Source organism: Vreelandella sp. DA03-1M, assembly GCF_055725665.1.
Map to the genome: position 1 here is coordinate 2,908,380 of NZ_CM146798.1, position 24,796 is coordinate 2,933,175.

The 24,796-nt window shown below is 53.9% G+C and carries 19 protein-coding genes and 1 pseudogene; 7 read left to right on the top strand and 13 right to left on the bottom strand.

What is annotated here, in order from left to right; genetic code table 11:
* Positions 1–7: 7 nt before the first annotated feature.
* From ACXUPB_RS13680 to ACXUPB_RS13705, 6 genes are all read right to left on the bottom strand, one after another.
* A complete protein-coding gene (locus ACXUPB_RS13680; RefSeq protein ID WP_472952917.1) occupies positions 8–847 on the bottom strand; it encodes an MlaA family lipoprotein in 840 nt (279 codons plus the stop codon).
* Positions 848–889: 42 nt separating this feature from the next.
* Complete coding sequence (locus tag ACXUPB_RS13685) at positions 890–2,011, bottom strand: beta-ketoacyl-ACP synthase III (protein ID WP_035563317.1); 1,122 nt, start codon at positions 2,009–2,011, stop codon at positions 890–892.
* Positions 2,012–2,139: 128 nt separating this feature from the next.
* A complete protein-coding gene (hrpA, locus tag ACXUPB_RS13690; RefSeq protein WP_472952920.1) occupies positions 2,140–6,159 on the bottom strand; it encodes an ATP-dependent RNA helicase HrpA in 4,020 nt (1,339 codons plus the stop codon).
* Positions 6,160–6,317: 158 nt separating this feature from the next.
* Entirely contained in the window at positions 6,318–7,988 is a 1,671-nt protein-coding gene (locus ACXUPB_RS13695; RefSeq protein WP_035563314.1) for an AMP-binding protein, read from the bottom strand.
* Positions 7,989–8,219: 231 nt separating this feature from the next.
* Complete coding sequence (locus tag ACXUPB_RS13700; RefSeq protein ID WP_179917004.1) at positions 8,220–8,999, bottom strand: class II glutamine amidotransferase; 780 nt, start codon at positions 8,997–8,999, stop codon at positions 8,220–8,222.
* A 46-nt stretch (positions 9,000–9,045) separates the two neighbouring features.
* Positions 9,046–9,471 (bottom strand): hypothetical protein, encoded by a 426-nt coding sequence (locus ACXUPB_RS13705; RefSeq protein ID WP_035563309.1) that lies wholly within the window; start codon positions 9,469–9,471, stop codon positions 9,046–9,048.
* Between the two features lie 62 nt (positions 9,472–9,533).
* On the opposite strand from ACXUPB_RS13705, the gene ACXUPB_RS13710 reads away from it, so the two are divergent.
* Entirely contained in the window at positions 9,534–11,636 is a 2,103-nt protein-coding gene (locus tag ACXUPB_RS13710; protein ID WP_472952923.1) for a S9 family peptidase, read from the top strand.
* Between the two features lie 15 nt (positions 11,637–11,651).
* Here ACXUPB_RS13710 and ACXUPB_RS13715 read toward each other — a convergent pair whose 3' ends face one another.
* Together ACXUPB_RS13715 and ACXUPB_RS13720 are read right to left on the bottom strand one after the other, a co-directional pair.
* Entirely contained in the window at positions 11,652–12,107 is a 456-nt protein-coding gene (locus tag ACXUPB_RS13715) for a YcgN family cysteine cluster protein (RefSeq protein ID WP_472952924.1), read from the bottom strand.
* Positions 12,108–12,137: 30 nt separating this feature from the next.
* Entirely contained in the window at positions 12,138–12,593 is a 456-nt protein-coding gene (locus tag ACXUPB_RS13720) for an ACP phosphodiesterase (protein ID WP_472952926.1), read from the bottom strand.
* Here ACXUPB_RS13720 and ACXUPB_RS13725 point away from each other — a divergent pair.
* A pseudogene (locus tag ACXUPB_RS13725) lies at positions 12,550–12,798 on the top strand (TOBE-like domain-containing protein); the annotation flags it as partial. The gene ACXUPB_RS13720 and the pseudogene ACXUPB_RS13725 overlap by 44 nt on opposite strands.
* Before the next feature lie 46 nt (positions 12,799–12,844).
* Here ACXUPB_RS13725 and ACXUPB_RS13730 read toward each other — a convergent pair.
* Positions 12,845–13,462, bottom strand: a complete 618-nt coding sequence (locus ACXUPB_RS13730) for an alpha-ketoglutarate-dependent dioxygenase AlkB family protein (RefSeq protein ID WP_472952928.1) — start codon at positions 13,460–13,462, stop codon at positions 12,845–12,847.
* 122 nt (positions 13,463–13,584) lie between these two features.
* On the opposite strand from ACXUPB_RS13730, the gene ACXUPB_RS13735 reads away from it, so the two are divergent.
* Together ACXUPB_RS13735 and ACXUPB_RS13740 are read left to right on the top strand one after the other, a co-directional pair.
* Positions 13,585–14,511, top strand: coding sequence for a DMT family transporter (locus tag ACXUPB_RS13735; RefSeq protein WP_472952930.1), 927 nt, complete (start codon positions 13,585–13,587; stop codon positions 14,509–14,511).
* A gap of 121 nt (positions 14,512–14,632) precedes the next feature.
* A complete protein-coding gene (locus ACXUPB_RS13740; RefSeq protein WP_472952931.1) occupies positions 14,633–15,226 on the top strand; it encodes a YajG family lipoprotein in 594 nt (197 codons plus the stop codon).
* Positions 15,227–15,277: 51 nt separating this feature from the next.
* Here ACXUPB_RS13740 and ACXUPB_RS13745 read toward each other — a convergent pair whose 3' ends face one another.
* From ACXUPB_RS13745 to ACXUPB_RS13755, 3 genes are all read right to left on the bottom strand, one after another.
* The gene (locus ACXUPB_RS13745; RefSeq protein WP_472952932.1) at positions 15,278–15,910 is read right to left on the bottom strand and encodes a class I SAM-dependent methyltransferase; all 633 of its coding nucleotides are present in this window, start codon (positions 15,908–15,910) and stop codon (positions 15,278–15,280) included.
* A gap of 30 nt (positions 15,911–15,940) precedes the next feature.
* The gene (locus tag ACXUPB_RS13750; protein WP_472952933.1) at positions 15,941–16,576 is read right to left on the bottom strand and encodes a TIGR04211 family SH3 domain-containing protein; all 636 of its coding nucleotides are present in this window, start codon (positions 16,574–16,576) and stop codon (positions 15,941–15,943) included.
* A gap of 88 nt (positions 16,577–16,664) precedes the next feature.
* On the bottom strand, positions 16,665–16,994 hold the full coding sequence (locus ACXUPB_RS13755) for a DUF1820 family protein (protein ID WP_008959579.1): 330 nt from the start codon (positions 16,992–16,994) through the stop codon (positions 16,665–16,667).
* A gap of 206 nt (positions 16,995–17,200) precedes the next feature.
* Here ACXUPB_RS13755 and ACXUPB_RS13760 point away from each other — a divergent pair, with 206 nt between their 5' ends.
* The 3 genes from ACXUPB_RS13760 to ACXUPB_RS13770 are packed head-to-tail and all read left to right on the top strand — an operon-like array spanning position 17,201 to position 21,334.
* Positions 17,201–18,424 carry an ATP-grasp domain-containing protein gene (locus ACXUPB_RS13760; protein ID WP_179917011.1) on the top strand — a complete coding sequence of 408 codons (1,224 nt, stop codon included), beginning with the start codon at positions 17,201–17,203 and terminating at the stop codon, positions 18,422–18,424.
* A gap of 30 nt (positions 18,425–18,454) precedes the next feature.
* Positions 18,455–20,497 (top strand): hypothetical protein, encoded by a 2,043-nt coding sequence (locus ACXUPB_RS13765; RefSeq protein ID WP_472952936.1) that lies wholly within the window; start codon positions 18,455–18,457, stop codon positions 20,495–20,497.
* A gap of 30 nt (positions 20,498–20,527) precedes the next feature.
* A complete protein-coding gene (locus ACXUPB_RS13770) occupies positions 20,528–21,334 on the top strand; it encodes a TlyA family RNA methyltransferase (RefSeq protein ID WP_472956754.1) in 807 nt (268 codons plus the stop codon).
* On the opposite strand, the gene mscK is transcribed toward ACXUPB_RS13770, so the two are convergent.
* Positions 21,307–24,609 (bottom strand): mechanosensitive channel MscK, encoded by a 3,303-nt coding sequence (gene mscK, locus ACXUPB_RS13775; RefSeq protein ID WP_472952937.1) that lies wholly within the window; start codon positions 24,607–24,609, stop codon positions 21,307–21,309. The genes ACXUPB_RS13770 and mscK overlap by 28 nt on opposite strands.
* Positions 24,610–24,796 lie beyond the last annotated feature (187 nt).

The window sequence follows — 24,796 nt, forward strand, 5'->3', positions numbered from 1 at the left end:
ATAAGCCTCAATCGGCGCTATTTTCGCCACCAATGCCGTCGTCACCAGCGCCGCTGTCTTCAAAGTCACTGTCATCAAAATCGCTATCATCAAAGTCGAAGGTATCGCTGGCAAAGGGGTCATCGCCCAACTCTCCATCGCTCACCTCGAACTGGCGGCTCTGTAAGTAAGCGTCACGAATAAAGCGGTAGCGATCACCGCGAATCAACTCCTCCTGGTCGAGCAACCCCGCTCGGGTGTCAATCAAGCTGAGCGCTGTCAGGCTTATGCGAACAGTGTCGTCCTCTACGTAGGTAACCGGATACGCGGCTATGTCAGCAGGTAAGCCCGTGGTATCACGTAGCGTACTGGGGCCTAAGAAAGGCAGCACCAAGTAGCGTGAATCATCCCAGCCCCATACCGCCAACGTTTGGCCAAAATCCTCTTTATCCGCGGTAACTTCCATCAGCGTTGCGTAATCTAACAACCCGCCAATGCCCACGGTGGAATTAATCAAAAAGCGCGAGGTAGCAAGGCCCGCATTAGCAGGCTTACCCTGGAGCACGCTATTAAGCGCGGTACGTACTTCGCCTAAATTGGAGAAAAAATTACCTACCCCTGTTTCCACCGGATCAGGGGTAAGCGTGCGGTAGCCTCTTGCCACCGGCTTAAGCGCGTAACGATCCAGTACGTCGTTGAACGCAAACACTTTACGGTTAAAGCCTTCCCATGGGTCGTCAGGGTTGGTGTTTTCTGCCGTTTGGGTACTGGCACAACCGCCGTTTGCTAATAACGCCACCAGCAGTAGCGGCAACCCTTTTGAGCGCCACGAAAGCGTTGTCTTGTCGTTACTTAACCACTGCCACATGACAATTTCCTTTTTACAATTCTGCAGCACGTTGACAGAAACCTACACCCGACGGATGACGACACTGCCCGCGCTATAGCCAGCTCCAAATGAACAAATCACGCCAATATCGCCCTGATTGAACTGCTCGCGATGGAGGTGAAAGGCAATAATGGAGCCTGCTGAGCTGGTGTTTGCATAACGATCTAAAATGATCGGTGCCTGGATTTCACTTGGGTCATACCCCAACACTTTACGAGCTATTAAATCGTTCATATGCCGGTTAGCTTGGTGCAGCCACATGCGTTTAAGGTCGCTTCCGTTTAGCTCCAAAGACGCCAGATGATCAGTGATCAATTTGGCCACCATTGGGCAAACTTCTTTAAATACCCGCCGCCCTTCCTGCACAAATAGCTTATCCAAAGCCAGCGGATCACTATCCGTCACGCGATTTAAAAAACCCGCATTGTTACGAATCGCGTTGGAAAATTTAGTGACCAAACGCGTACCGAGGATTTCAAACTGCTCATCAGCAACGGCAACAGCGCTATTTTCTAGTACCACAGCGGTACAAGCATCGCCGAAAATGAAGTGGCTGTCACGGTCTCGAAAATTAAGATGCGCTGAGCAGATCTCAGGGTTGACCACCAGTGCGCGCTTAACGCTACCGGAGGCTATCGCATTTGCCGCGATTTCCAAAGCAAACGTGGCTGAACTGCAGGCCACGTTCATATCAAACCCATAGCCACTTGTTCCCAGTGTTTGCTGCACTTCAACGGCCACGGCAGGATAGGCACGCTCTAGATTTGAGCAGGCAACAATCACTAGCTCGATATCAGCGGCATCCACTTTAGCGGCGGCCAGTGCCTGACGTGCAGCCTCGGTCGCCATCTCACACTGAAGCGAGGGCTCGTCATTGCCCCGCCGCGGCAGTTTAGGCCGCATACGCTGTGGGTCAAGGATGCCAGATGCATCGAGCACGTAGCGGCTCTTAATACCGGAGGCTTTTTCGATGAATTCGCTACTCGAGTGTGCCAGCGGCTCGCGTTCTCCTCGCGCAATGGCCTCGGCGTGCTGCTCATTCTCACCATCTACCCAAGCATTAAATGCCGCCACCAGGGCCGCATTATCAATGGCGTGTTCCGGTGTATAGAGTCCTGTACCGGTAATCACCACATGTGTCATGCCAATCTCCTTTAAGCGGCTTGCCGACGTGGCTGGCCATTGTTGGCTAGCGCATAACCTGCGACGAACCCATCACGTTACTGTGTGCGTAAAATAGCGCTTTTTCCAGCACCTTTTTCAACCACTTGCTAAACGCTGATAATCTCTTGCCAACGCTTTTCTAGGCGTTTCACCGATACGGGCATACGGGTACCCAACTGCTGTGCAAAGAGCGACACCCTGAGTTCTTGCAACCACCAGCCAAAGCTCACTAACGTCGGGTCTTCGACACTCCCTCGCCGCTCACTTTTTCGACGGGCGTCAAAACGGGCCTCTAATGCCTGAACATCCTGCATCATCATTTGATCGCGACCACGTTCACGAGCGGCTTTTTCGAGCCGAAGCAGCGCCGCCTCGGTGTAGCGTGGATATTCATCCAGCCACTCGCCCGCATCGCGTATAAACCCTGGATAAACCAAACGCTGCATTTGCGCACTAACATCGCTGTACACCAGCGCCAAGGCAAAATTGAGCTTACCTTTTAGCACCTTACTGACTGCCAAGTGCCCTTGCAGTGCGGCTTCCACCTTAACCAGCAATGCTTTGGCTTCTTCAACGAGCTGACTCTGAGTAGCGGTCAGTCGCTCACTGAACTCGCCTTCTGAGCGCGGCAGCGGGTGCTGAGCGACGACCTGGGTAAACACCGCTAGCAGCAGATCGTCAATCAGAGCTTGCTTGCTGCCTACTTTGGCAAATAGCAGCGCGCACTTCTCAACACCGGGCAGTTGCTTAATCGCTTTCACTTGCTCGGGTAGCTTGGCAATGCCCAGCCGGGCGATACCTTCCTGGTGGGCGGCATCCGCCTTCGCCGGGTGATCAAACAGCGCCACCTTAAATTCGCTGGCTTCGCCCCCCCTGGTTTCAGCGACCAGCGCAGGATACGCCTCAACACGAATGCCTGCTTGGGTGGTCACGCGAGAGGCAGGCAATGGCGCTTTAGGCAAGCCAGCAACAGCAGGTTCAGAACTCACCTGTTCGGCCAGCGCCTGGGCACCAGCGCTGGCGGCTGCTTCAAAACGCTGCTCTAAAGCGCGCAGATCACGCCCCTGGCCTAAGGTTTCGCCCGCATGATCCACCACGCGAATATTCATGATCAAATGCGGTTCGAGCAAATCCAAGCGCCAGTCGTCCGGATGCACCCGCGTTGATGTGCGGCGGCGAATAAATTCTCCTAACGCCTCGGTTAACGGGCGTTGATCAGGCACCAGGGTTTCCAGCGCGGCATCCACCCAATCGGGGATCGGCACTACCTGGCGACGAATGCTTTTTGGCAGCGACTTCAGCAACGCAATACACTTTTCGCGTAACAGCCCAGGTACCAGCCACTCCATTGCATGCACCGGCACCTGGGGCAGCATGGCGGCGGGAACGGTCAGGGTAATACCGTCATCCTCGGCTTCAGGGTCAAAGTGGTAGCTTACCGGGTACGCAACGCCCGCCAGAACTAAATGATCAGGATACTGAGCCTGGGTAACGTCATCAGCATCCCGTGCCTTAAGCGAATCAATATCGAAATGCAGTAATTGCGGCTCTTGCTGTTCGACCTGTTTGCGCCAGTGCTCAAAGCCCTTGCCGTTAACGATCTCCGCCGGGATCCGCTGGTCGTAAAAATCAAAAAGCGTATCTTCATCGACCAGAATATCCCGCCGCCGAGCACGGTCTTCCAGCGCTTCGACTTCATCAATCAGCGCGCGGTTATGGGCAAAAAAGACCCCTTTGGTGTGAAACTCCCCCTCCACCAGCGCCCGGCGTATAAACAGCTCCCGGGACTCTTGGGGTGCGATTGACCCGTAGTGCACCCGGCGCCGCGCCACGATCGGCAGTCCAAACAATGTGACCTGCTCAAAGGCCACCACCTGGGCGCGTTTCATCTCCCAATGCGGTTCGCTGTAGCTGCGCTTAACCAAATGCTGCGCCTGGGGTTCGATCCACTGGGGGTCGATCTTGGCCACGGTGCGGGCAAACAGTTTGGAGGTTTCTACCATCTCGAACGCCATGATCCACTTGGGCGACTTCTTGGCTAACCCTGAACCAGGATGGATCATAAACTTGCGGTTGCGGGCACCAAGGTACTCGCGGTTCTCCACCAGCGTACCCAAATTGGAGAGTAGCCCTGAAAGCAGCGCCTGGTGGACTTTACCGGAGGTTTTACGTCGTGCCTGCTTAGCCTGCTCTTCGCTCTCTTCTTCATCACGTACAGGCGGCGCGGGTACGTCGATATCCATATCTCGCAGCAGTTGACGCAGCTGGCGGAAGGTATCGTGCCACTCGCGCATGCGCAGGTAGTTGATGTAGTGATCGCGGCACCAGCGGCGCAGTTGATTGCCCGACAGCGCCTCCCGGGCGTTCTCGATGCCGTGCCAGAGGTTCAGCAAGGCGACAAAATCTGAATCCGGATCGTGCCAGCGTTGGTGGGCTTGATCGGCGGCTTGTCGTTTGTCCGCAGGCCGGTCACGCGGGTCTTGAATAGCCAGCGCCGACACCACGATCAGTACATCGCGCAGGCTGCCGAATTCGGCGCCCGCCAACACCATACGTGCCAGGCGTGGGTCAATCGGTAGCCGTGCCAGCTTGCGGCCAAGTGGCGAGAGATGCTGTCGCTCATCGACGGCACCCAGCTCGAACAGCAGCCGAAAACCATCTTTAACAAAGCGGCTATCGGGGGGATCTACAAACGGAAACGCCTCAATATCACCCAGTTTAAGCCCCAGCATCGAGAGAATCACCGACGCTAAGTTGGTGCGCTGAATTTCGGGGTCGGTAAAACCAGGCCGGGATAGAAAATCCTCTTCACTGTAGAGGCGAATACACACCCCTTCGGCTATCCGGCCGCAGCGCCCCTTACGCTGATTGGCACTGGCTTGGCTCACCGCTTCCACCGGTAGACGCTGTATTTTGGAGCGGTAGCTATAGCGACTGATACGCACCAGTCCTGGGTCGATCACATAGCGAATGCCGGGCACCGTTAGCGAAGTTTCCGCGACGTTGGTGGCCAGCACGATACGCCGCCCTCGGTGTGGCGCAAACACACGATTCTGCTCTTCATTGGAGAGCCGAGCGTAAAGCGGCAGAATCTCGGTACCCTTTAGATCGGCACGGCGCAGAATATCGGCGGCTTCACGAATTTCACGCTCGCCGGGTAAGAATACCAGCACATCCCGGGGGCCATGCAGCCAGCCTTTCTCACGCTCAATAGCTTCGATCTCACCCACCGCGTGCAGGATTCCCTCTTGCAGCGTGCGGTCTTCCTCATCCTCGTCGTCACGTGTTAGCGGACGATAGTGCACTTCAACAGGATAAGTGCGGCCGGTGACTTCCACGACCGGGGCAGGCGTTGTCGCAGTGCCAAAGTGTTTAGCAAAGCGATCGACGTCAATCGTCGCTGAGGTAATGATGATCTTCAAGTCGGGGCGCTTAGGTAATAAACGCTTTAAATAGCCGAGCAGAAAATCGATATTCAGGCTACGTTCGTGGGCTTCATCGATAATGATGGTGTCGTAGCGTAGCAGTAGCGGATCGTGCTGGGTCTCGGCAAGCAAAATCCCGTCGGTCATCAATTTAACCAACGTACTCGGGCTGCTCTGGTCGGTGAAGCGCACCTGATAACCCACTTGATCGCCGAGAGAGACCTGCAGCTCTTCAGCCAAACGCCCTGCAACGCTGCGGGCTGCCAAGCGACGCGGCTGGGTGTGACCAATCAAACCACAGCGACCACGTCCAAGCTCCAGACACATTTTAGGTAGCTGGGTGGTTTTGCCTGAACCGGTCTCCCCTGCCACCACCACCACTTGGTGATCGCGTATTGCGTTAACGATGTCTTCTTTGCGTTCAACTACCGGTAGTTCGGGCGGATAATTAAGCGCGACTTGCTGGGCTTCACGCAGGCTAAGCTGTTGCTGAGAGCGATCGAGCTCACGCTGCACTTCATCCAAACCACGGCTGATGGACTTGTTGTCGCGCTGACGGCGGTATAAACCCGCCAAGCGACGCTCCAGCCGCTCTGCATCGCGCAGCATCACACTCCCAGCCGCCTGTTGCAGCGACGCGAGACGTTGGCTATCGGTGGGGGCTGGGGATGTGTCGGTGGTCACGATTGAGTCGGCTTCCATTCACTTGGGCATTTAACAAGAGACATTTAATTTTGAGCTATAAAAAATCAACCCGCTCAATTGAGCGGGTCTTATACAAAGTTTCTTAGTACAGTTCTATAGTGTAACGCTTTCAGCAGCTCGACGCCTAACCACAGCGCCGAGCCGTCATTTAACGGTCAGGTTTTTGAGGGTTCCTCATCACGCAGCTGGCGGCGGAGCACTTTGCCCACGTTGGTTTTGGGCAGCTCATCTCGAAACTCGATGATTTTAGGCACTTTATAGCCGGTTAGCTCTTTTTTGCACCAGTCACGCAGTGTTTTCTCATCAAGCTGGCTATTTTTGCTCACCACAAACAGCTTAATCGCTTCGCCAGCATTTTCGTCCGGCACACCCACCGCTGCCGATTCAAGAACGTCCGGGTGGGCAGCTACCACATCCTCGACTTCGTTAGGATAAACATTGAAGCCGGAGACCAGGATCATGTCTTTTTTACGATCCACGATGCGAATATAGCCATCATCCTGCAGCACGGCGATATCACCGGTGTGGAACCAGCCATCTTCATCAATAGAAACCCGCGTTTCATCTTCACGCTGCCAGTAACCCTTCATCACCTGTGGCCCTTGAACGCACAGCTCCCCAGGCTCGCCCATTGGCACATTATTGTCATCCGCGTCGACTACTTTGACTGCGGTACCCGCAACCGGCTTACCAATGGTGCCCAACTGAATCGCATCGGTGGGATTGAAGCTTACAATAGGTGATGTTTCCGTTAGGCCGTAACCTTCGGCAATCGGGCAACCGGTGGTTTGTTCCCAGCGCTGCGCCGCTGCTTTGGTGAGCGCCATACCGCCTGAGATAGTTAGCTTTAGTTTAGAGAAATCGAGCTGTTTGAAATCGTCCCGATTACATAGCGCATTAAACAGGGTATTGAGGCCGATGAAAGCGGTGAATGGCAACCCTTTGAGCTCTTTGACAAAACTATCCAAATCGCGAGGATTGGTGATCAACAAAGAGTGGTTGCCCGTTTCCATCAAAAATAAGCAGTTAACGGTAAACGTGTAGATGTGATAGACCGGCAGCGGTGCAATGATCAGCTCTTCACCATCGTTTAGATGAGGCCCAATGGCTTCGCGTGCCTGCAGCATATTAGCGATCAAGTTGCGATGTGTAAGCATCGCCCCTTTCGGCATTCCCGTAGTGCCGCCGGTGTATTGAAGCGCAGCTAAATCGTCGGGACTTCTCTTAACCTCAGTGTGATTTAGCGAGGCACCTTTTTTCAATGCATCGCGAAAACCCACCGCACTGGGCAGTGAATAAGCAGGCACCATTTTCTTAACGTGCTTGACCACTGCATTGATTAACCAGCGCTTGGGAACATCGTGTAAGTCGGCTAGCTGGGTGACTAAAACGTGTTTGATATCTGTTTTATCGAGCACTTTCTCCAGCTTGTCGGCCATATTGGCCAAAATCAAAATGGCTTTAGCGTTGGAGTCCTTGAACTGGTTGGCCATTTCCCGCTCGGTATATAGCGGGTTGGTATTCACCACCACCAGCCCCGCCCGAAGCGCGCCAAATACCGCCACCGGAAACTGCAGTACGTTAGGTAGCTGGATCGCAATCCTATCTCCGGGGACAAGGTCGGTTTCGTGTTGAAGCCATGCGGCGAAGTCTGCTGACAGGCGGTCAAGGTCGGCGAAGGTTAGCGTTTTCCCCATGCAGGAAAATGCAGGTTTGTCCTTAAAACGTTCTACTGCGGTATGAAAAACATCCGTGACTGAATCATATTGATCCAACCCTTCAAGCGCTGGGCCACGTAAAACGGCGGCGTTGGCGTGTTCGCTCATGGGCAATCTCCGCTATCAATGTCGGCGTGCTCACCGACCTTGTTGTTGTCGCTAGGCTAATGTCGCAAAGTACAGGTGTCACAAAGTACAGACGCCCAACAATATACGACCCACGACAGGCTGTAAAACGATCGATTGAAACTTACGTTTCAACTTTAGCCCTAGTACTGGGTAGGTAAAATCATGGTTCCTACCATTAACGTAAGTCACTAAGTCTATTATGGACACCCTTTATGGACAGTATCGCGCCTGGATTTCTCCATCCCGCCAAACCAATAGCTCTCCTGGCACCATACGTTGCCACGCTTCATTATGGGTAAGCGGCTCAGTGGCAATGACCGAAACGATATCGTCTGGGGTGGTGTGTTCGGCAAAATTTACCGTCATTTCTGCATCGGAGAGTTCCGCATCGCCAAAAGGCGCGCAGCGGGTGATGTGAGCCAGCTTGGTGGCGCAAAACGTATATAAATAGCGGCCATCAGAGAGCAGCATATTGAATACGCCCAATGCCCTGAGTCGCTCACATAGCTGATGCAACCGTTCCCACAACGTTGTGGGGTCTGCTGGCGGGGCAGGAAACTCGCGGCGAAGCTCACCCATTAACCAGCAGTAGGCGTGCTCGCTATCGGTGCTGCCAACCGGGGTGTAGTTTCCTAATGCTAGGCTTTCCCAGCCACTTAATTGGCCATTGTGGGCATAGCACCAAGGTCGCCCCCACATTTCACGGGTGAAAGGGTGGGTGTTGGCAAGCTTTACGCCGCCCACATTCGCTTGACGAATGTGGCTAATCACCACATTAGACTTAATGGGATAGTCGCAAATTAGCCGCGCGATGGGGGAATCGACGGAGGGGTGGGGATCGCGAAAATCGCGGTAACCACCCTCTTCGTAGAAGGCAATTCCCCAACCATCGCGGTGGGGGCCGGTGCCTCCACCGCGGTGCAAAAAACCCGAAAAGCTAAAACAGATATCGGTGGGCACATTGGCGCTCATACCCAGCAGTTCACACATACGCTTTACACATGTTTTAACGCCGAACAGTTGGTTAAGGGGCTCATTAACCAATCACCGGTTCACGACGACGAGAAGGCGGCTGGTCATCATTAGGCTCCTCTTCTTGTGTCACGTACTCAGCATTGCTCGAACGACGCCACCACCAAAGGGCGACACCAATAAGCGCGCCTAGCGCCATACCCAACACCAGCCACATCAGCCCGCCACGCAGCGCTGATCCGTTATTTTCTAAAAAGCCAACCGCCGCCACCATCGCCGAAGGTGCCCAACCGGTATAGAATTCACCCTCTTCTATTAGCGGCAATCGGAAACTAGCGGGTGCCCATATCGCCCCAGCGACTGCCCAGGTCAGCACTAAGCGTGGTAAACGAGGCAAAAAAGTGAGCGCAAAGTAGACCGCGACAATCACTAACAGCGACAGACCGTAATAACTCAACCACAGCAGTGACGTTGAATTTGCAAACAGCATAATACCCCTCATGTGGGTGAACTCACCCGACGTTGATTTCCCGTTATGGTACCTATCAATTTATGAAAGCACAGCTAGGCATACAATCAGGCTTACCCGCTGCGCGCTATTATCGCGCTAATGACCCGCAATGGCACTGGTTAGAAGAGCGCGAAAACACTGAAGTGAGCGACTTTTTAGAAGCCGCCAACCAGCAACAAGCCGATTGGTTTATCCCGCTAGCCCCGCTAGAAGAAGCGTTATACCAGAGCCATCTAGCGCGGCGCGAATTGGCCATTACCAGCCTTAAGACACCACTGGACCACTTTACGTTCTGGAGTAAGACCGGTGCCAAAGACGACTACCCAAGCTGGTGGCGTCACCCCAATAACCAACCTGAACAATATGAATGCTTCTTCGATGTTAGCGCCCGCGCTGCCGAGCACGATTTTTACGACATGGGTGACATGGCGCTTTCACCCGACGAGCAGTGGCTAGCATGGACAGAAGATACCCAAGGGGATGAACGGTTTACGCTCTGGCTGAAAGCCTTGCCTAACGGATCACCCGTTCAACTGCTCAGCGATATTGGCGCTGGCCTATGCTGGGCAGAAGATCAAACGGCCACCACAGCCACCCTACTCTTTACCCGCTTTGATGACACCCAGCGCCCCGATAGCGTATGGCGCATACTGCTAAACCTGGACACTCCCAGCGCCTCACTAGCGCCTGAGCTGGTGCTGCGTGAGGATGATCCGGAGTTCTGGATTGGCATTGGCAAAACGCGTTCAAGATCTTGGCTGCTGCTCGAAAGCGGCTCAAAGGACACCAGCGAAATTCATTTGCTGCCTGCACAAACCCCTGCCGAGACGCCGCGGTGCATTCAGCAGCGCCAAGCGGGGGTGGAGTACAGCATTGACCACCGCCCGGGCAACTTTTACCGACTGCATAATCAAGCAGGTGCTCACTTCCAGCTTGATTATCTACCGGAAAGCCAGCTTGGCCAGCGCCAATTAGGTTGGCTAACTTTAATCGCTCACCGTGAAGAGGCTACGCTTGAAGGCGTTGATGCGTTCTCCTGGGGGCTGATGCTGGGTGAGCGCGATCATGACCTAGCGCAGGTGCGTTTAAGGCGATTAGTGTTTGACGCGCAGCATGCCTGCACGCTGGATGAGTACCTGACCCTGCCCGAACAGCCATGTTCGCAACTACTGGAAGATGCACCACACTTTGATAGCCAGGTACTGCACTTGCGCGAAGAGTCGTTTACCCAGCCGCCCAGCTGGTTCGCACTTGATCTCACCAGCGGCGAACGCACGCTGCTCAAACGTGTGCCCGTTTACGGCAATCTTCAGCCTGAGCAATTAATCAGTAAGCGCCTATGGACCACCAGCCATGACGGTGAGCAGGTGCCGGTGTCAGTCGTCATGCGTGCCGATCTAGCGGATCAGCCTTTACCCACGCTGCTGTATGGCTACGGCGCTTATGGCGAGGCGTTAGACCCTTGGTTCTCTATCGCCCGGTTAGAGTTACTAGAGCGCGGCGCAGCTTTTGCTGTTGCTCACGTGCGAGGTGGCGGTGAACGCGGTGAACCTTGGTATTTAAACGGCAAGATGGCCCATAAGGAAAACAGCTTTCATGATTTCCTGGCAGCTCGCGAGGCACTGGTTGAGCAAAGCGTTAGTGATCCGCGGCATGTCGTGGCCTATGGCGCCAGCGCCGGCGGGCTACTGGTTGGAACTTGCATCAACCGTGCGCCTGACGCGTTCTGCGCCGCGCTGCTAGATGTGCCCTTCTTAGACGTACTGCGCACGATGCAGAACCCGGAGCTGCCTCTAACCACTGCGGAGTACAGCGAGTGGGGCAACCCTGAAGAACCAGAGGTCGCCGAGCGAATAGCCGCTTACTCGCCTATCGATAACATTAAAGAGCAGGCATACCCTGCCCTATGGATTGAGGGCAGTTGGTTCGATACCCGGGTCAGCTACTGGGAGCCAGCCAAGTTTTATGCTCAGGTGGCGCAACTGCAGCAGGGTTCAGCGCCGATTTTGATGCGTACCGATATGAGCAGTGGCCACGGCGGCGCATCCGGTCGATTCAAAGCGTGGCGCGATACCGCCCGCCAAGACGCGTTCATTCTTTGGGCGCTGGGACTGCACTCGCAATTATTTTCAACTTCCGAGTAAAGTGCTCGAAGGGAACTACATCGGCAGCACGGCAATAATATGCGACTCTAATTGCTGCTCCGGCACCTCGTCTTGGGACACCGCAAAGCTGCGCACGCTGATGCCTTTGCGGTGAACCCGCTCGGCGTCATTGCTTAACAGCGGATGCCAGCCCGCCAGCTTGCGCCCTTCCGCCACCCGTCGGTAGCCACAGCTCTGCGGCAGCCAGGTGAACTCTTTAACCAACGCAGGCGTCAGCTGGGTGCAGTCTGGCACGCTGTCAAAACGGTTAGCATAATCACTGCACTGACAGCTGTGGGTATCCAGCAGACGACAGGCAACATTGAGCACCGCCAGCTCTTGGGTGTCCTCATCGTGCAACTTCAGCAGGCAGCACTGACCACAGCCATCACATAGCGCTTCCCACTCCTGGGGTGTCAGCTCTTCAAGGGTAAAGCGCTCCCAAAAACGTTCGCGCATCGCGGTTTCCATCCTGCTACCTCTTTGTCACGGAATAACTCTTTATGATGGGGGTCTGTCTTGGTGGCTTAATTCAGCCATAAGAGCGGGCCATAGTGTCTGGAAATCGCCCTCTAATGCATGATAATCGTCGTATAGCCAAGGCACTAAAGCAGCCAACTGATTAGGGCCAGACAAACGCCGCCCAATTCCGGCCACGGCCCGGCAGGCAAACGCAAAGTCAGCGTAGCCTCTTAGCCAGTCCTGCTCGACGAGAATCGGCATCATACCGGCTAGCCGATTCGGCGCGGTGCGGGCGGAGAGCAGCCGATAACAACGCTCAAGAATCGCTTCTTGATGCGCCTGCCCCGCCGTATCCCAAGCCAGGAAATGATCCCACACCATATCCAGGGCTATTCCCGCATAGCGACGCTGACCCGTTGGCGCACGCCGCCGCGCATTTAAAACGCTAGGCCTGACCGAACAGCCGACCTCGGAGAGCCATCTGCCCGTCACCATCACGGCGATCTCGCCAGTGGGCGCCGAAGTACGCGTGGAGCTAGAGGCTGATTGGCTCGCCCAGCCTTGGCTTGCTACCGTGCGCCACACTGACTTTGAACACTTGGCGCTACGCCGCGGGCAACGCTTATTCGCCCACCCCCGCCACTGGCGACGCTTCCCCAAAGTCACTGCAAAAACCACAGAGCAGACACGCGTCGCATAAAGCCTAACAAATTACCGCCCCTCACGGGGCGGCTAGCCAGAGCAGCTCAGAAGCGCATTTTCCTAAAGGTTAGGCTCACCCGCGGCTCGATATCTTTCTTGGTTTTGGGCAGACTATGTAGCCAGTTTTGCTGTGTAGTACCTTGCATAATTAACAAGCTGCCGTGCTCTAGGGTAAGCGACACACTCTCCCCTGTTTGTTTATGTTTAAACGAGAATTTCCTTTCGCCGCCTAAGGTCAACGCCCCGATTGCCCCATTCTCGACAAGGTCTTTTTCAGCATCACTGTGCCATCTCATGCCTTCCGCGCCTGAGCTGTAAAAATTACCCAGGCACGAATTAAACACCTCTCCGCAGTGGCTCTCCACGACCTGCTTAAGCTCACGCAAAAAGTCCGGCCACACCAACGCCATTTTTGTGTAGCCGGAGTAGGCATAAGAAACCGGCTTATCTGCATACCAGGCTATTTTCCTCTTTGTAACGATCTCTTTGCCGTAAATAAACGCGCGATCATTCTCCCACCTTAGTTCGCTAATGCATTTATCTAAATACCTAGCGGCTGTAGCCATATCCAGGATTTTGCCGTGGTAATAAGCCGCCCCATCCTGTGGAAGCAGATTAATCAACTTCATGTCGTCGTTTTCAAACAAATCTGTATACGTCATAGCTGTGCCTATTGTGTGCTCAATACAAAGACAGCAAGAAACGGGTTTTTCTCACACTAACGGGAAGCAATACTGAACGCCATGGGGCAAAGCTCCAGGGTCTGGCCGAGGACTGTTGGCTAATGGGAAACATTGAAATGGGGCACAAAATGAGAGCAATAGACTATATACGACTACTGACGCTAGCAGCTATCTGGGGAGCTAGCTTTCTTTTTATGAGAATCGCCTCACCGGCGATAGGCCCAGTCAACACAGCATTTTTTAGAGTCTTTTTTGGCCTCATTGGTTTGGCTTTTATCATCGTTATCATACGTAAAAGCATGGCGTTCAGAGGTAAACTAGGCAAAATTTTGATTTTAGGTGCCATTAACTCTGGCATACCATTTCTTATGTACAGCATAGCAGCAATATTACTACCTGCTGGCTATTCAGCGATTCTAAATGCGACAACGCCTTTAACAGGTGCCCTGATTGGTTTTTTTATCTTTAGCGAGAGTTTAACTATAAAAAAATGGCTGGGAGTAACGCTAGGAATTGTCGGTATCACAGTTATTACCACTGTGGGTGATTCAAATATCGTTGGTAACATTTATATTGGCGTTACTGCTTGCATCATAGCCACTATTGGTTACGGCTTTGCGGGGTTTCTTACTCGAAAATGGATAACCCAGCAGGGCGGGCTGGATCCAACGTTAGTGGCGTTTGGCAGTCAAATAGGCGCGACCATTTTTCTCGCCCCCTTTTTGATCTGGAACCTTTCATCTGGCCCCAGCATTGATTGGCTTCAAGGTGATGTTTGGATCAGCCTGCTGGCCGTCGGTTTTGTATGCACCTCTCTAGCCTATATTCTGTATTTTAGATTGATCGCTGACATTGGTCCGTTACGCTCGCTCACCGTTACATTCTTGGTACCTCCCTTCGCTGTGTTATGGGGCTTTTTAGTCCTCGATGAAACGATTTCCAGCGGATTCTTAGTAGGATCTCTGATCGTTCTGCTTTCCGTTTGGCTAATCGTTAGTCCCGATGCTAAAAAAAGCCTAAGCCACTAACCTATTTTACTTCTTTCGCAATCAGGCGAGGAAAGTGATCAAGCATACTTGCATCGCCAGAACATACCGCCAAAGCGCTACCCGCGTTATACTGGCGTTTTAGCCATAGCGGAGGACGACCATGCTTCGGCGTCACTTTTTAAAAATTTCAGGTGTTCTGCTTGCCAGCGCATGGCTTGCTGGCTGTACCAGCCCTCAGTACTTGCAACTTAGTCCTGAGCGCAGCGCACAGGTACCGCAAGTGGGCTCAGGTCAACAGGTGACTGTGATTGCCCAGGATGGCCGTGAGAGCGACATTATTGGCAATCGAGCAGGCGGTGGCATGTCGACGGCGCATATTACCGTGAGCAGTCACGAGTTAATTCCCCGTCTCCAAGAAGAAGCTGAGCGCGCCGTGCGGGATATGGGCTTTAGCCCTACCACCGAACAGGCCGAGGGCCGCCCGAGCTTAACGCTGGAACTTGCCAGCCTGAACTACGCCCGTGGCGACAGCGGCCAGCCGCTGGTCGATGAAGCACGCCTTGAAGGTGTTTTCCGCGCTGTTGCTCAAAATAAGGGCACCACCTATACCGGCACCTACACTTCTCGCCGTACCCAGGGCTATGCCCTTAAACCCGATGCCGACAGCAATGCGCGAATGCTCAGCGATCTACTGAGCGATGGCATGAACCGCGCTTTTAGCGATCCGGAATTGGGCCGTTTACTCGCACGTTGAGAAGTATCTGCTTCCCAAAATCACCTCAGACTCGGGCTGCGTCTTTTACCACTAGAGACGCGGCCCGCGTCGTTCTAGTGCCCACACACTCTCCGTTCGGCCACGCTCATCAGGGCTGCCCTCTTCCAGAAAAGTGAGCGCGAAATTTGGAGTAAACAGGTTTTCAATCTCGCTTGCGGGAACGCTATAAGGCGGGCCAGCACTGCCATCGGTATGCGACAAACTAATCAACAGGCCTTTGGCGCCAGGGGGCACCAACTGCGCAAGGTGAAACGCATAGCGCTGCCGAGTTGCTGACGGCAGCGCTATCAGTGAAGCGCGATCATAAAACGCCCCAATTTCTGCGGCCTGCTGAATATGTAGGTGAAAAAAGTCCCCACACCAGAGTTCGACATTGCCTTGACGGGAGACATTGAAACCTGCCTGGCGATATCGTGACACCGAGGTACTGCGCTGAGCCAAAAACTGCTCAATGGCTTCAGGGGCAAACTCAATACCCAACACCGGATATCCTTCATCAGCCAGCCAGCGCATATCCAGACTCTTGCCACACAGCGGTACAAGCACCTTGGTGCGCTTGGCAACACCAAGCGAGTCCCAATGACGCAGTAGCGCCGGGTGCGCCTGCTGCAGATGAAAACCAATGCGCCCTTCTTGCCAGCGCTTGCGCCATTGATCACTCATTCTTTTGCTACCTTGTCGTTGATCGCGCTATTAAAACCAACGGTCACGCTTTTTACGTCGACGTGGCAGATGCGGCACAATCAGGCCAACCAACAAGCCCGCGCCAGCCACACCACCGCCGTACATAAAGTAGCGCATCAACAGATCTTCTTCCTGGGTTTCTAAGCGTGCCTGAAGCCCTCTTACCTGTTGGCGCGACTGCTCAGCCTGACTGTCCAGCTCTTGATTACTCGCTTCAAGCTCGGCAATACGCCGTTCACGAACCTCAAGAGTTGAGGTCATTGAGGAAACACGCTGTTCCCAGGATTCATTGATGCCTTCAAGCTCAGCCGTTAACTCTTCAACCTGCGCCTCTAACGCGGGTAACTGCTCAACGGCACTGGGTGTTTCTTGCAGCTCATCACTCAATACCCACACCGCATTGCCATCGCTGTTGCGCACACGCGTGTAGTCACCGCTGGATTCAAGCACATCGACCTGTTCGCCAGCATTGAGCGTACCGATAATACGATAACCGTCCGTTGGGCCACTACGCACATAGGTACTTAACTCGTCAGTCACCCACGCCCGGTTATCGGATTGGGCGTTAGCATTAATGCTCGCCACACTTAGTAAAACGCCAGCCGCAGCGGCGTAATTTCGAAAACGAATTTTATTTACCTGCATGACATCATGTCCTGATTAAAAACGCTGCAAGGCGGACGAAGCCAACAGCGCTTATCGTCTAACTTAGCGGTGCGTTTGTCTCATACGCTTACCCTTCGCCGCGCGGTGGCAACGAAAAGGGACGGGGGAACTCTGCTACCCGGGCATCAGTTTTAACCGCCTTCAATGGGCCTTCACGCTCTACTTCATCAATGCGCACAATAGCATTTAACGGTAGGTAGCTACGTTTGACACCATCAAAGGTTCGCTGCAATTTTTCAGTCGCAGGGTCGACGACTACCCGTGAAGCATCGTCAAAGACAAACTCCTCGACTTCAATAAAGCCCCAGAGTTCGCTCTGAAAGATTTCTCGAACGTATAAATCCCAAATTTCACCCTGCTGGTGAACCACCACACGGTAGATCGGCTTGGCCGCCATCTTGGCCTATTCCTCTTGCCATTTGTACATGAAGTTGAACCGCCTAGCTTACCATATTCCTATTGCTACGCCTTTAAGGTAAGCCGTTGGCAAGGTTTGCGTTAATGCTACGGATAAAGCGCTCATTAGCCGCTCATGCCCCCCTCGTGTATGGTGGGGCAGGTAATTTGGCAGTACTGTTTATTCACCAAGTAGGAGTCATCAACATGCAAAAGGATCCAAATAAGGGCTATATTGCTCTATTAGGCTGGAGCCTAAATGCGATTGAAGCGGCTGAGAATTTTGACCGTCGCTACATTGTCGTTGCACCTGACTGGGCCGAAGAGTATTGCCAAAAACACGACATTCCCTACGTGCCTTGGAATTTTGAGCGTCTTAATGATCGCTCGATGGAAATTGCCGAGACGCTTAAAGAAAAAGGTGTTGATGTCGCGATTCCTCTCTATGAAGAAACCGTAGAGTGGGCTGGGGCCATCAACTCCGTACTGCTTGATAATCCACGCATTTATGGTCAATCGCTACTGCTTCGCGACAAGGCGTTGATGAAGCGTCGGGCCCAGTTAGGCGGTATCCGCGTCGGTATCTTTGAAGAAGCCCACGATAAAGAAGACGTAGTGCGCTTCCTCAAGCGCGTTAACCAGACGCTGCTAAAGCTGGACGGCGACCCTAACGACCCGATTCACCTCAAGGCCTTCGATAAAGCAGGCTGCTTGGGCCACCGTGTCATTCGTACGCCGGATGAAGTGGACACCATCCCTGAGGAAGAGTTTCCGGTGTTAATGGAATCGCACCTGGATGGCTGGGAATTTGCCGTTGAAGCATGGATTCACGATGGCAAAATCGCTTTCTTGAATATCTCGGAGTACGTGACACTGGGCTACTCGGTATTCGTGCCCGCGTCGCCTGAGCTTGAGATTTACCGCGAGCAGATTACCCAACAGATTGAAAAGTTGATCAAGGCGTTCGACATTGAGTTTGGTTTGATCCACCCCGAATACTTTGTCACCAGCGATGGTGAGATGTACTTTGGCGAAGTGGCGTATCGTCCGCCCGGTTTTAAAGTCTTCGAATTGTTAGAACGTGTTTACGGCTTCAATGCCTATCAGGCGTCAATGCTGGTGTTCGACCCGAAAACCACGAAAGAAGAAGTGGCCAAGTTTTTCCCGAAAGAAGTGGTCGATGCCGATGGCTTTGCCGGTTGCTTTGGCGTATACCCACGCCGTCGTGTAGTCAGCCGTTTGGAAATTCCCGAAGAGACCGAAGATCACCCCTACTTTGAGTCTCATGAGCTAACCTCACCAGTAGAAGAAACCGTTACTAAACGCACCGCGTTTGGTACCCATTGGGGTCTGGTCTACTTTAAAGGCGAGGATGCGCATACCATACGCGACCTATTAAAACGCCAAGAAGACCTCGACTTCTATGTATAATCCCCGCTAACGCTGGGATAAGGAGTCACCGTGGAGACAGATCAAGTGACGTCTTCTCAAGAAGATAGCAAGCTCAATGGATTGTTGAGCAAATTTGATGACGCCGTGCGCCTGCTTACGCAGGCGCCCGCCTTCTCAAAGCCCGCCAAGCTGCCGCGAGTAATGGATACTGCGCGGCGAATATTACTTCAGGATGGCGGTTGTGAAGCACTGGAATCACGTGCGCAAGCGTTCGAGGACGCCGGTGTATTTTTAGGTTCTGATTGGGAAACCCCTCAATACTTGGTGCCTACTTTGACGACTTTCTCGCTGAAAAGCGCAGATGCCAACGTGGTCGTTATTGAGTCATTAAGCGAGCTGCGACTGCTCTCTGTCGCTAAAGGCGATTTTGTACACCCGCTGGTTTCTGCAGAGCATGCGCACCATTACCTTACTCAGGTCATGGCGATTAATTTATGGCTACTGTTCTTACCGCCTAGCGAGGCGGAGCGGGAAACCCAGGGGCGCCTGGCGACGATTCCTCGCCTGCTTTTCCAGCACTTAGCGGATCGAATCGGCTACGAACATATTGTCGATCAACTGATTGATGAAATTTGGCGCATTTTAAAGCAGCGACCTATCCAGGTTGACGCAATCAAGCAGATGATCACCCAAATTGCCCTTTGCCAAGCCAACCCAGCAATTGATCTAGGCGCTAGTGGTCAAGGTGCCGACCGTTTGGTCAGCTCACTTTACGGGCCCACTCAGGCCTGCCGAGAAGACCCTGGTGTCGATGTTTATCGCGATCGACTGGAGCACATGGATCAGACGGCGCTGCAGGCTGAATCCACGGGCTTTGCCAGAGCAATGCACGATACCGGCTTAGTATCGCCCTACCACGCCGTGTTGCTACGCCACCTGCTTGAAGAGGGGGATCATTTACTCTCTGAAGCGTTGGGCTTGTCGTCTACCGGGCGTGATTGCTTACTCTGCTACCGTGAGCTGGTTCAAGCGTTGATTCGTGGTGGGGTTTATCCTGCTACCTCTCAGGCAGTCTACGGCCTTGCGCTAATGCTCGAACGCGGTATTCTCTATCAGCCGCCGGTGGCACCGGCAATGTGGCGTCAGCTTAATCTACCGCTCTCAGAGTGGGCGCAGTCACGACTCTCTATCGCCTATGGCGACACTGTTTCTCCCCGCGCACGACTGATTGAAGGTGTGCTATGCATGCTGGGTCTACCGTTAGGCGTGGGACAGGGCAATAACCCTACCTGCCAATCGGCACGCGCCCTTTCCATGTGGGCCTACAACGATCCGGACTATCTGCTACAGATGGTGGCGTGGGCAGCACGCGATGACGAAATCATCATGCATTTCGAGGGCCAGGCCATCTCATCAATGGAGAGCCTTTCTGGCGTTGCAACTGAACTGCCTATGGATTTAGACCCCGTTTCGCTAATTGTCGTGCCACATCTGGATCGCATTTATGCCGAAATGGGCCGACGCTGCATTGGTCGTGAGGGCGACCCACACCGCTGGGTGAATCCTGAATTTCATGGCTGGTGGTCAGGACGTGGTTTCCGCATCAATGTCGATGTGGCCACCGGGCAGCTAAGCGATGTGGATGATTTTGTACGCCACTTCTACGCCAGTTATCACCCCTACTACAATGGCAACCAACCGCTGATTCATCCACAGCCAGCGGGCATTGCGGTCACCGATAGCGCAGCGCGTTTCATTGGCTGGCACGCCATCACCATTTTGCGGGCGTCCCTCGACCCCTCTGACGTTATGCGGGTTTATTTTTATAATCCCAACAACGATAGCGGTCAGGATTGGGGCGACGGCGTCATTGTCAGCACATCGGGTAACGGTGAACGCTTTGGTGAAGCATCACTGCCATTCGAACGCTTTGCATCGCGGCTGTATATTTATCATTACGACCCACTCGAGCGCGGTGAAATAGTCTCTGTCACCAGTGAAGAGTTGGAAAATGTTAAGTATTACCTGCACCGTAGCTGGGGGGCATCGCGTTTACCGCCTGTCGAACTACAGGCTGATCAAGGCCCTAATGCCCCACCGGATGCAGAATAAACCGCCCTATTAACGACACTCTCAATCATGATGATGCGACTCGATCAACTGTTGGTCAGCCAAGGGCTGGCCAATTCGCGTACCCGCGCCCAGCGGCTTATTCGCCATGGCCGGATTCGTCTTGCCAGTAACGGCAAACCGTTAACTAAAGCGTCAGAAAAGTGGCCCGAAGATACTCGCTTTGACGTAGAGGACGACCCTGAAGAGCGCTATGTCTCCCGCGCGGGTCTGAAACTCGAAGCGGTACTGACAACGCTTGAAATGCGCTTGGATGAAACAGTGGTACTCGATATAGGCCAATCAACCGGTGGCTTCACCGACTGCGCGCTGCGCTTTGGCGCCCGCCATGTCATTGGTGTAGAAGTTGGCCATGGGCAGTTGGCCCCCGAGCTACGTGGCGACCCACGCGTGACGTGCCTGGAGGGATTAAATGCGCGTTACATGAGTAGCGATGAAGCACTAAAAAGCGTGCTTGCCGCCCAACCCATTCATAGCGCCATTATGGATGTGTCATTTATCTCGCAAACGCTGATTCTGCCTGAAATTGCCGCCCTGCTGCCGCCGGAGGGGCACTTGATCTCGCTGGTTAAACCTCAGTTTGAGCTGAACGCAGAAGCACTCGATAAACGCGGCGTGGTGCGTGATGCTCGGCGTTATAACGACGTTGAAACCAATATTCGCAGCGCCTGTGACGCCTGCGGGCTCGCCATTCGTCACTGGCAGGAGAGCCCGATTACCGGCGGCGATGGCAATCGGGAGTTCCTCCTGCATGCCATCAAGGAACGTAAGAAAGGGGCTGGAAAAGAGTATCAAGTCGATGAAGGAGGCGTGAGCTGATTTGCAGACTGCACTTTTATCGCCTCGCCTTTATCGGGATGAAGCCATACATCCATCTGCTCAAAGGCCACGCGTACGCCCGCTTCACGAAACAGTGCATCAACCCGACAGTTAATTTCATCAGCCGCAAACAGCCTGTCGAGCAGGTCGTTGACGAAAATACGCAGCTCGAAATTGAGGCTATGCTGCCCGTAGCTTAAACAGAACACCTGAGGTTCAGGGTCAGTTAGCACGCGAGCGTTTTCATCTGCGGCTTTGCGCAGCAGTTGATGCACCTTCTGCATGTCCGAGCCGTGAGCCACGCCGTAGGTAAGCACGACTCGGGTGATGTTATCCGACAGCGACCAGTTGATCAGCTGGTCAGTCACAAAGGTTTTATTGGGGATAATAATCTCTTTACGATCAAAATCAGTGACAGTCGTCGCTCGGATGCGGATACGGCTGACGGTACCGTGCAAATTGCCAATCGTGATCGTGTCGCCAATACGGATAGGACGTTCAAACAGAATGATCAAGCCGGATATAAAGTTGGCGAAAATCTCCTGCAAACCAAACCCTAACCCTACGCTCAATGCGGCTACCAGCCACTGCAGTTTGTCCCAGGAAACCCCAAGGGTCGATAGCCCCATAACGATCCCCGTGCCCACAATGGTGTAGGAGAGCAGCGAGCTAATCGCATAAGCGCTGCCCTGTTTCAATGACAGCCGGGATAGCACCATTACTTCTAACAGGCCGGGTAAGTTGCCCGCCATAATAAAAGTAATAGCGACAATCAGCAGAGCAGCAAAGATGTCGGATATCGATAGCGCGTTATCAACCAGATCCCCCTCTTGCGCCTCCCACAGTGATACGTTGTCCAAATAGCCGAGCACCGAGAGCAAGTCTGACCAGACCAAGTAAAGCAGCGCACTAAAGCCAATCAACACAATCAGCTTGGAAAGCCGCAGCGATTGGCTATTGATCTGCGCCATATCAAGCGGGGGCTCTTCGACTACTTCGAGACCACCTTCCGCCCCCTCTTGTACTTGAGCGCGACGACGGGCCAGTGCACGACGATAGGCGAGCCGACGAGCAGCTACTGCCAAGCTGCGCACCAACGTAGCTTCCACCACCACCCACAGCCCCAGCAGGTAAAGCGTAATGGCGAACCTGCCTACTAGGCGCAACGCAGTGTATTCATAGCCCCAGGTGACTAATCCCAGCAGCATCAGTGGCACCGACGCCATCGCAAGCCCCAACAGCAAACGAAACAGACGCACGCCAAAAATGGGGATATGCGCCAGTATCAACTGCGCCAGCCACCAGCTCATGGCTATCAAACCAAGCGAGAGTAATGCTAGCGCAACGGGACGCATTGCTAACGGGGTCTCCACTTCACCCGACATAGCCGCAATGGCAATGACGGGCACCAAAGCAACCCCTAACCCGCCTAGCAGTTGGCGTAACCGAGCGGTGTATTGAGGTGACCAGGTAAAATGACGCTCAGCCACCCCCTCAGCAACCAATAGTCGGCGCACCCATGCCACTACGCCCCAACTCAGGGCTAACTGAAGCAGTGCCGGAGCAACGCTAGTTACCAACGGCCCCGCTGCGCCTAACAACCCAACCCCAATGCCCGCTAACGCTAATGGGCCAGGCAGCGCCAGCAGCGCATTTAGCAGCACCGCTTTAGGCGTGTGCAGCTGGGTGTCGCTTTTCAAGCGTCCGATTTGTGAATGCAGGTTCGCCAAGCGCGTCTTAATTTGGCGACGTAACCCCATCAGCACGAGACCCACCAACACAAGCGGTGCCCCGTTAAGCACTTGCCAAGAGAGTCCTTGCCAGCGGGTGGGCAAAATGGCACGCCACTCTCCCTCTTGCCACTCCAGGCGTAAATTATGCGGCAACTGGCGCAACCAGTTAACGTCCAGCGGGCGACTATTGGCGACCCAAAATAGCTGTTCATCAATGGTTTCAAGCAGCTCACTGGTGGTCGTTAACACTTGCTGCTGGTTCAGCTGTAGCTCGATCGCTGCACTCAACAAGCTTCCATAGGACTGCTCCAATTGTTCGACCAGCTCTCGCCGGGACTGATAGAGCCGCGAGAGTGAATCCACCAGTCCTGGCGTCGCTTCTATACCCGCTTCGGCTAGCTGCGCAGCCGCAAACTGCTCGCTTTGGCGTAACTGGTCACGCTGACGGACTAAATCAAATTGCTTCAAACGCAGATCAGCAATTTCATCCTGCAAATCGCGCCGTGCGGTTAATGGCGGGAGGGATTGGCGCTGCTCGCGCAAAATACGCGACAGCAGTTGGCTTCCGCGTATGGCGTCAATTTGCTCATTCAGGCTGCGCTGTAGTTGGCGGACATGCTCCAACTGACGCTGGGCTTCAATATTCTCACGCACGATACTGTTAGCGCGGTCGGTGGCCCGTAGCAGTTCAAGGCTTAACGTTTGGTTGGCTTGTTGGGCTTGCACCACCAATGGGTGGCCAGCGGCAATTAAGGGATTATCCCGGGCGGCATCAGCAATCGCCTGCTCTGAGGCCAAACGCCGCTGTTGGTCTATCACCCCTTGCAACATACTGAGCTGCTGCTCTTGATAATCAATTTGCAACATCAGAACATCACGGCGCTCCTGCGCCAATTCGCGCAGCCGACTATTCGCGCTGAGTTCACGCTGGTAAAAGCTCACTTCGCGGTCAGCAAGTGCGCGCTCAAGGCGCAGCTGTATAAGCCGTGCATCACTCAATGCCGAAAGTTGCCGATCTGCTAACAAAGCCTCGCGCTCATCGTGTTGTCGGCGTAAACTCTCCGCGCGCTGGAGAGTTTCAGCGATGGATTGTTGGGCGCGTTCTGGGAGTGTTTGCGCAGCCAGGAGTTGAGAGTTCACTTCTGCTAGCTGACTTTGCAACTGTTGAAGCTCGACCACCGCCTCAGTTTGCAGGGTTTCCAGCTCGTCAAGGCGCCGGTCACTCAAACCAGCCACGGAAAGCTGCTGTGACGCTTCTTCGGCTTCGCTCAACTCACGCTGCAAACGAGTTAGTAATTCTGGGGCTTGCTCTACGCGCGTATCTAACGCGGCCAGGCGCTCATCGACAGAGGCTAGCCGTTCATAGGCATCAAGGGCGGCCTCCAAGGCTTCTTTATCGCTGGTTTGTTGAGCAGTCAATGCGCCCTCAAGCGCTTCCAACTGAGCAAGCCTGGATGCCAGCTCAGCCTGTTCAGGCACACGCTCGAGCATGCTGGCCTGGAATGTAGCCTGGGCCGCGGCACTGCTAACAATAAGCAGCAAGAATAAGCACGTTACGATCCACTTACAGGCGCATCTCACCACGTTTCATATGCCTCGTTGACATCGATAGCTCCGCAGACACGGATAATAAGGTTATTGTCAGGCGTTCTGATAGCCAGCGCAATCAGAGGTGTTGACTTCCGCAGGCGGCGTGATAGAAACAACCATGGCATTTGCCTATTCATTC

What these genes read in the sequence shown, in the direction of transcription:
- ACXUPB_RS13750 (WP_472952933.1), bottom strand. Translation starts at nt 16,576, where the DNA reads ATGCAGGTAAATAAAATTCGTTTTCGAAATTACGCCGCTGCGGCTGGC.
- ACXUPB_RS13710 (WP_472952923.1), top strand. Translation starts at nt 9,534, where the DNA reads ATGAAAGCACAGCTAGGCATACAATCAGGCTTACCCGCTGCGCGCTAT.
- ACXUPB_RS13745 (WP_472952932.1), bottom strand. Translation starts at nt 15,910, where the DNA reads ATGAGTGATCAATGGCGCAAGCGCTGGCAAGAAGGGCGCATTGGTTTT.
- ACXUPB_RS13770 (WP_472956754.1), top strand. Translation starts at nt 20,528, where the DNA reads ATGATGCGACTCGATCAACTGTTGGTCAGCCAAGGGCTGGCCAATTCG.
- ACXUPB_RS13720 (WP_472952926.1), bottom strand. Translation starts at nt 12,593, where the DNA reads ATGGTGACGGGCAGATGGCTCTCCGAGGTCGGCTGTTCGGTCAGGCCT.
- ACXUPB_RS13685 (WP_035563317.1), bottom strand. Translation starts at nt 2,011, where the DNA reads ATGACACATGTGGTGATTACCGGTACAGGACTCTATACACCGGAACAC.
- ACXUPB_RS13755 (WP_008959579.1), bottom strand. Translation starts at nt 16,994, where the DNA reads ATGGCGGCCAAGCCGATCTACCGTGTGGTGGTTCACCAGCAGGGTGAA.
- ACXUPB_RS13705 (WP_035563309.1), bottom strand. Translation starts at nt 9,471, where the DNA reads ATGCTGTTTGCAAATTCAACGTCACTGCTGTGGTTGAGTTATTACGGT.
- hrpA (WP_472952920.1), bottom strand. Translation starts at nt 6,159, where the DNA reads ATGGAAGCCGACTCAATCGTGACCACCGACACATCCCCAGCCCCCACC.
- ACXUPB_RS13680 (WP_472952917.1), bottom strand. Translation starts at nt 847, where the DNA reads ATGTGGCAGTGGTTAAGTAACGACAAGACAACGCTTTCGTGGCGCTCA.
- ACXUPB_RS13760 (WP_179917011.1), top strand. Translation starts at nt 17,201, where the DNA reads ATGCAAAAGGATCCAAATAAGGGCTATATTGCTCTATTAGGCTGGAGC.
- ACXUPB_RS13695 (WP_035563314.1), bottom strand. Translation starts at nt 7,988, where the DNA reads ATGAGCGAACACGCCAACGCCGCCGTTTTACGTGGCCCAGCGCTTGAA.
- ACXUPB_RS13735 (WP_472952930.1), top strand. Translation starts at nt 13,585, where the DNA reads ATGGGAAACATTGAAATGGGGCACAAAATGAGAGCAATAGACTATATA.
- ACXUPB_RS13700 (WP_179917004.1), bottom strand. Translation starts at nt 8,999, where the DNA reads ATGTGTGAACTGCTGGGTATGAGCGCCAATGTGCCCACCGATATCTGT.
- ACXUPB_RS13715 (WP_472952924.1), bottom strand. Translation starts at nt 12,107, where the DNA reads ATGGAAACCGCGATGCGCGAACGTTTTTGGGAGCGCTTTACCCTTGAA.
- ACXUPB_RS13740 (WP_472952931.1), top strand. Translation starts at nt 14,633, where the DNA reads ATGCTTCGGCGTCACTTTTTAAAAATTTCAGGTGTTCTGCTTGCCAGC.
- ACXUPB_RS13730 (WP_472952928.1), bottom strand. Translation starts at nt 13,462, where the DNA reads ATGACGTATACAGATTTGTTTGAAAACGACGACATGAAGTTGATTAAT.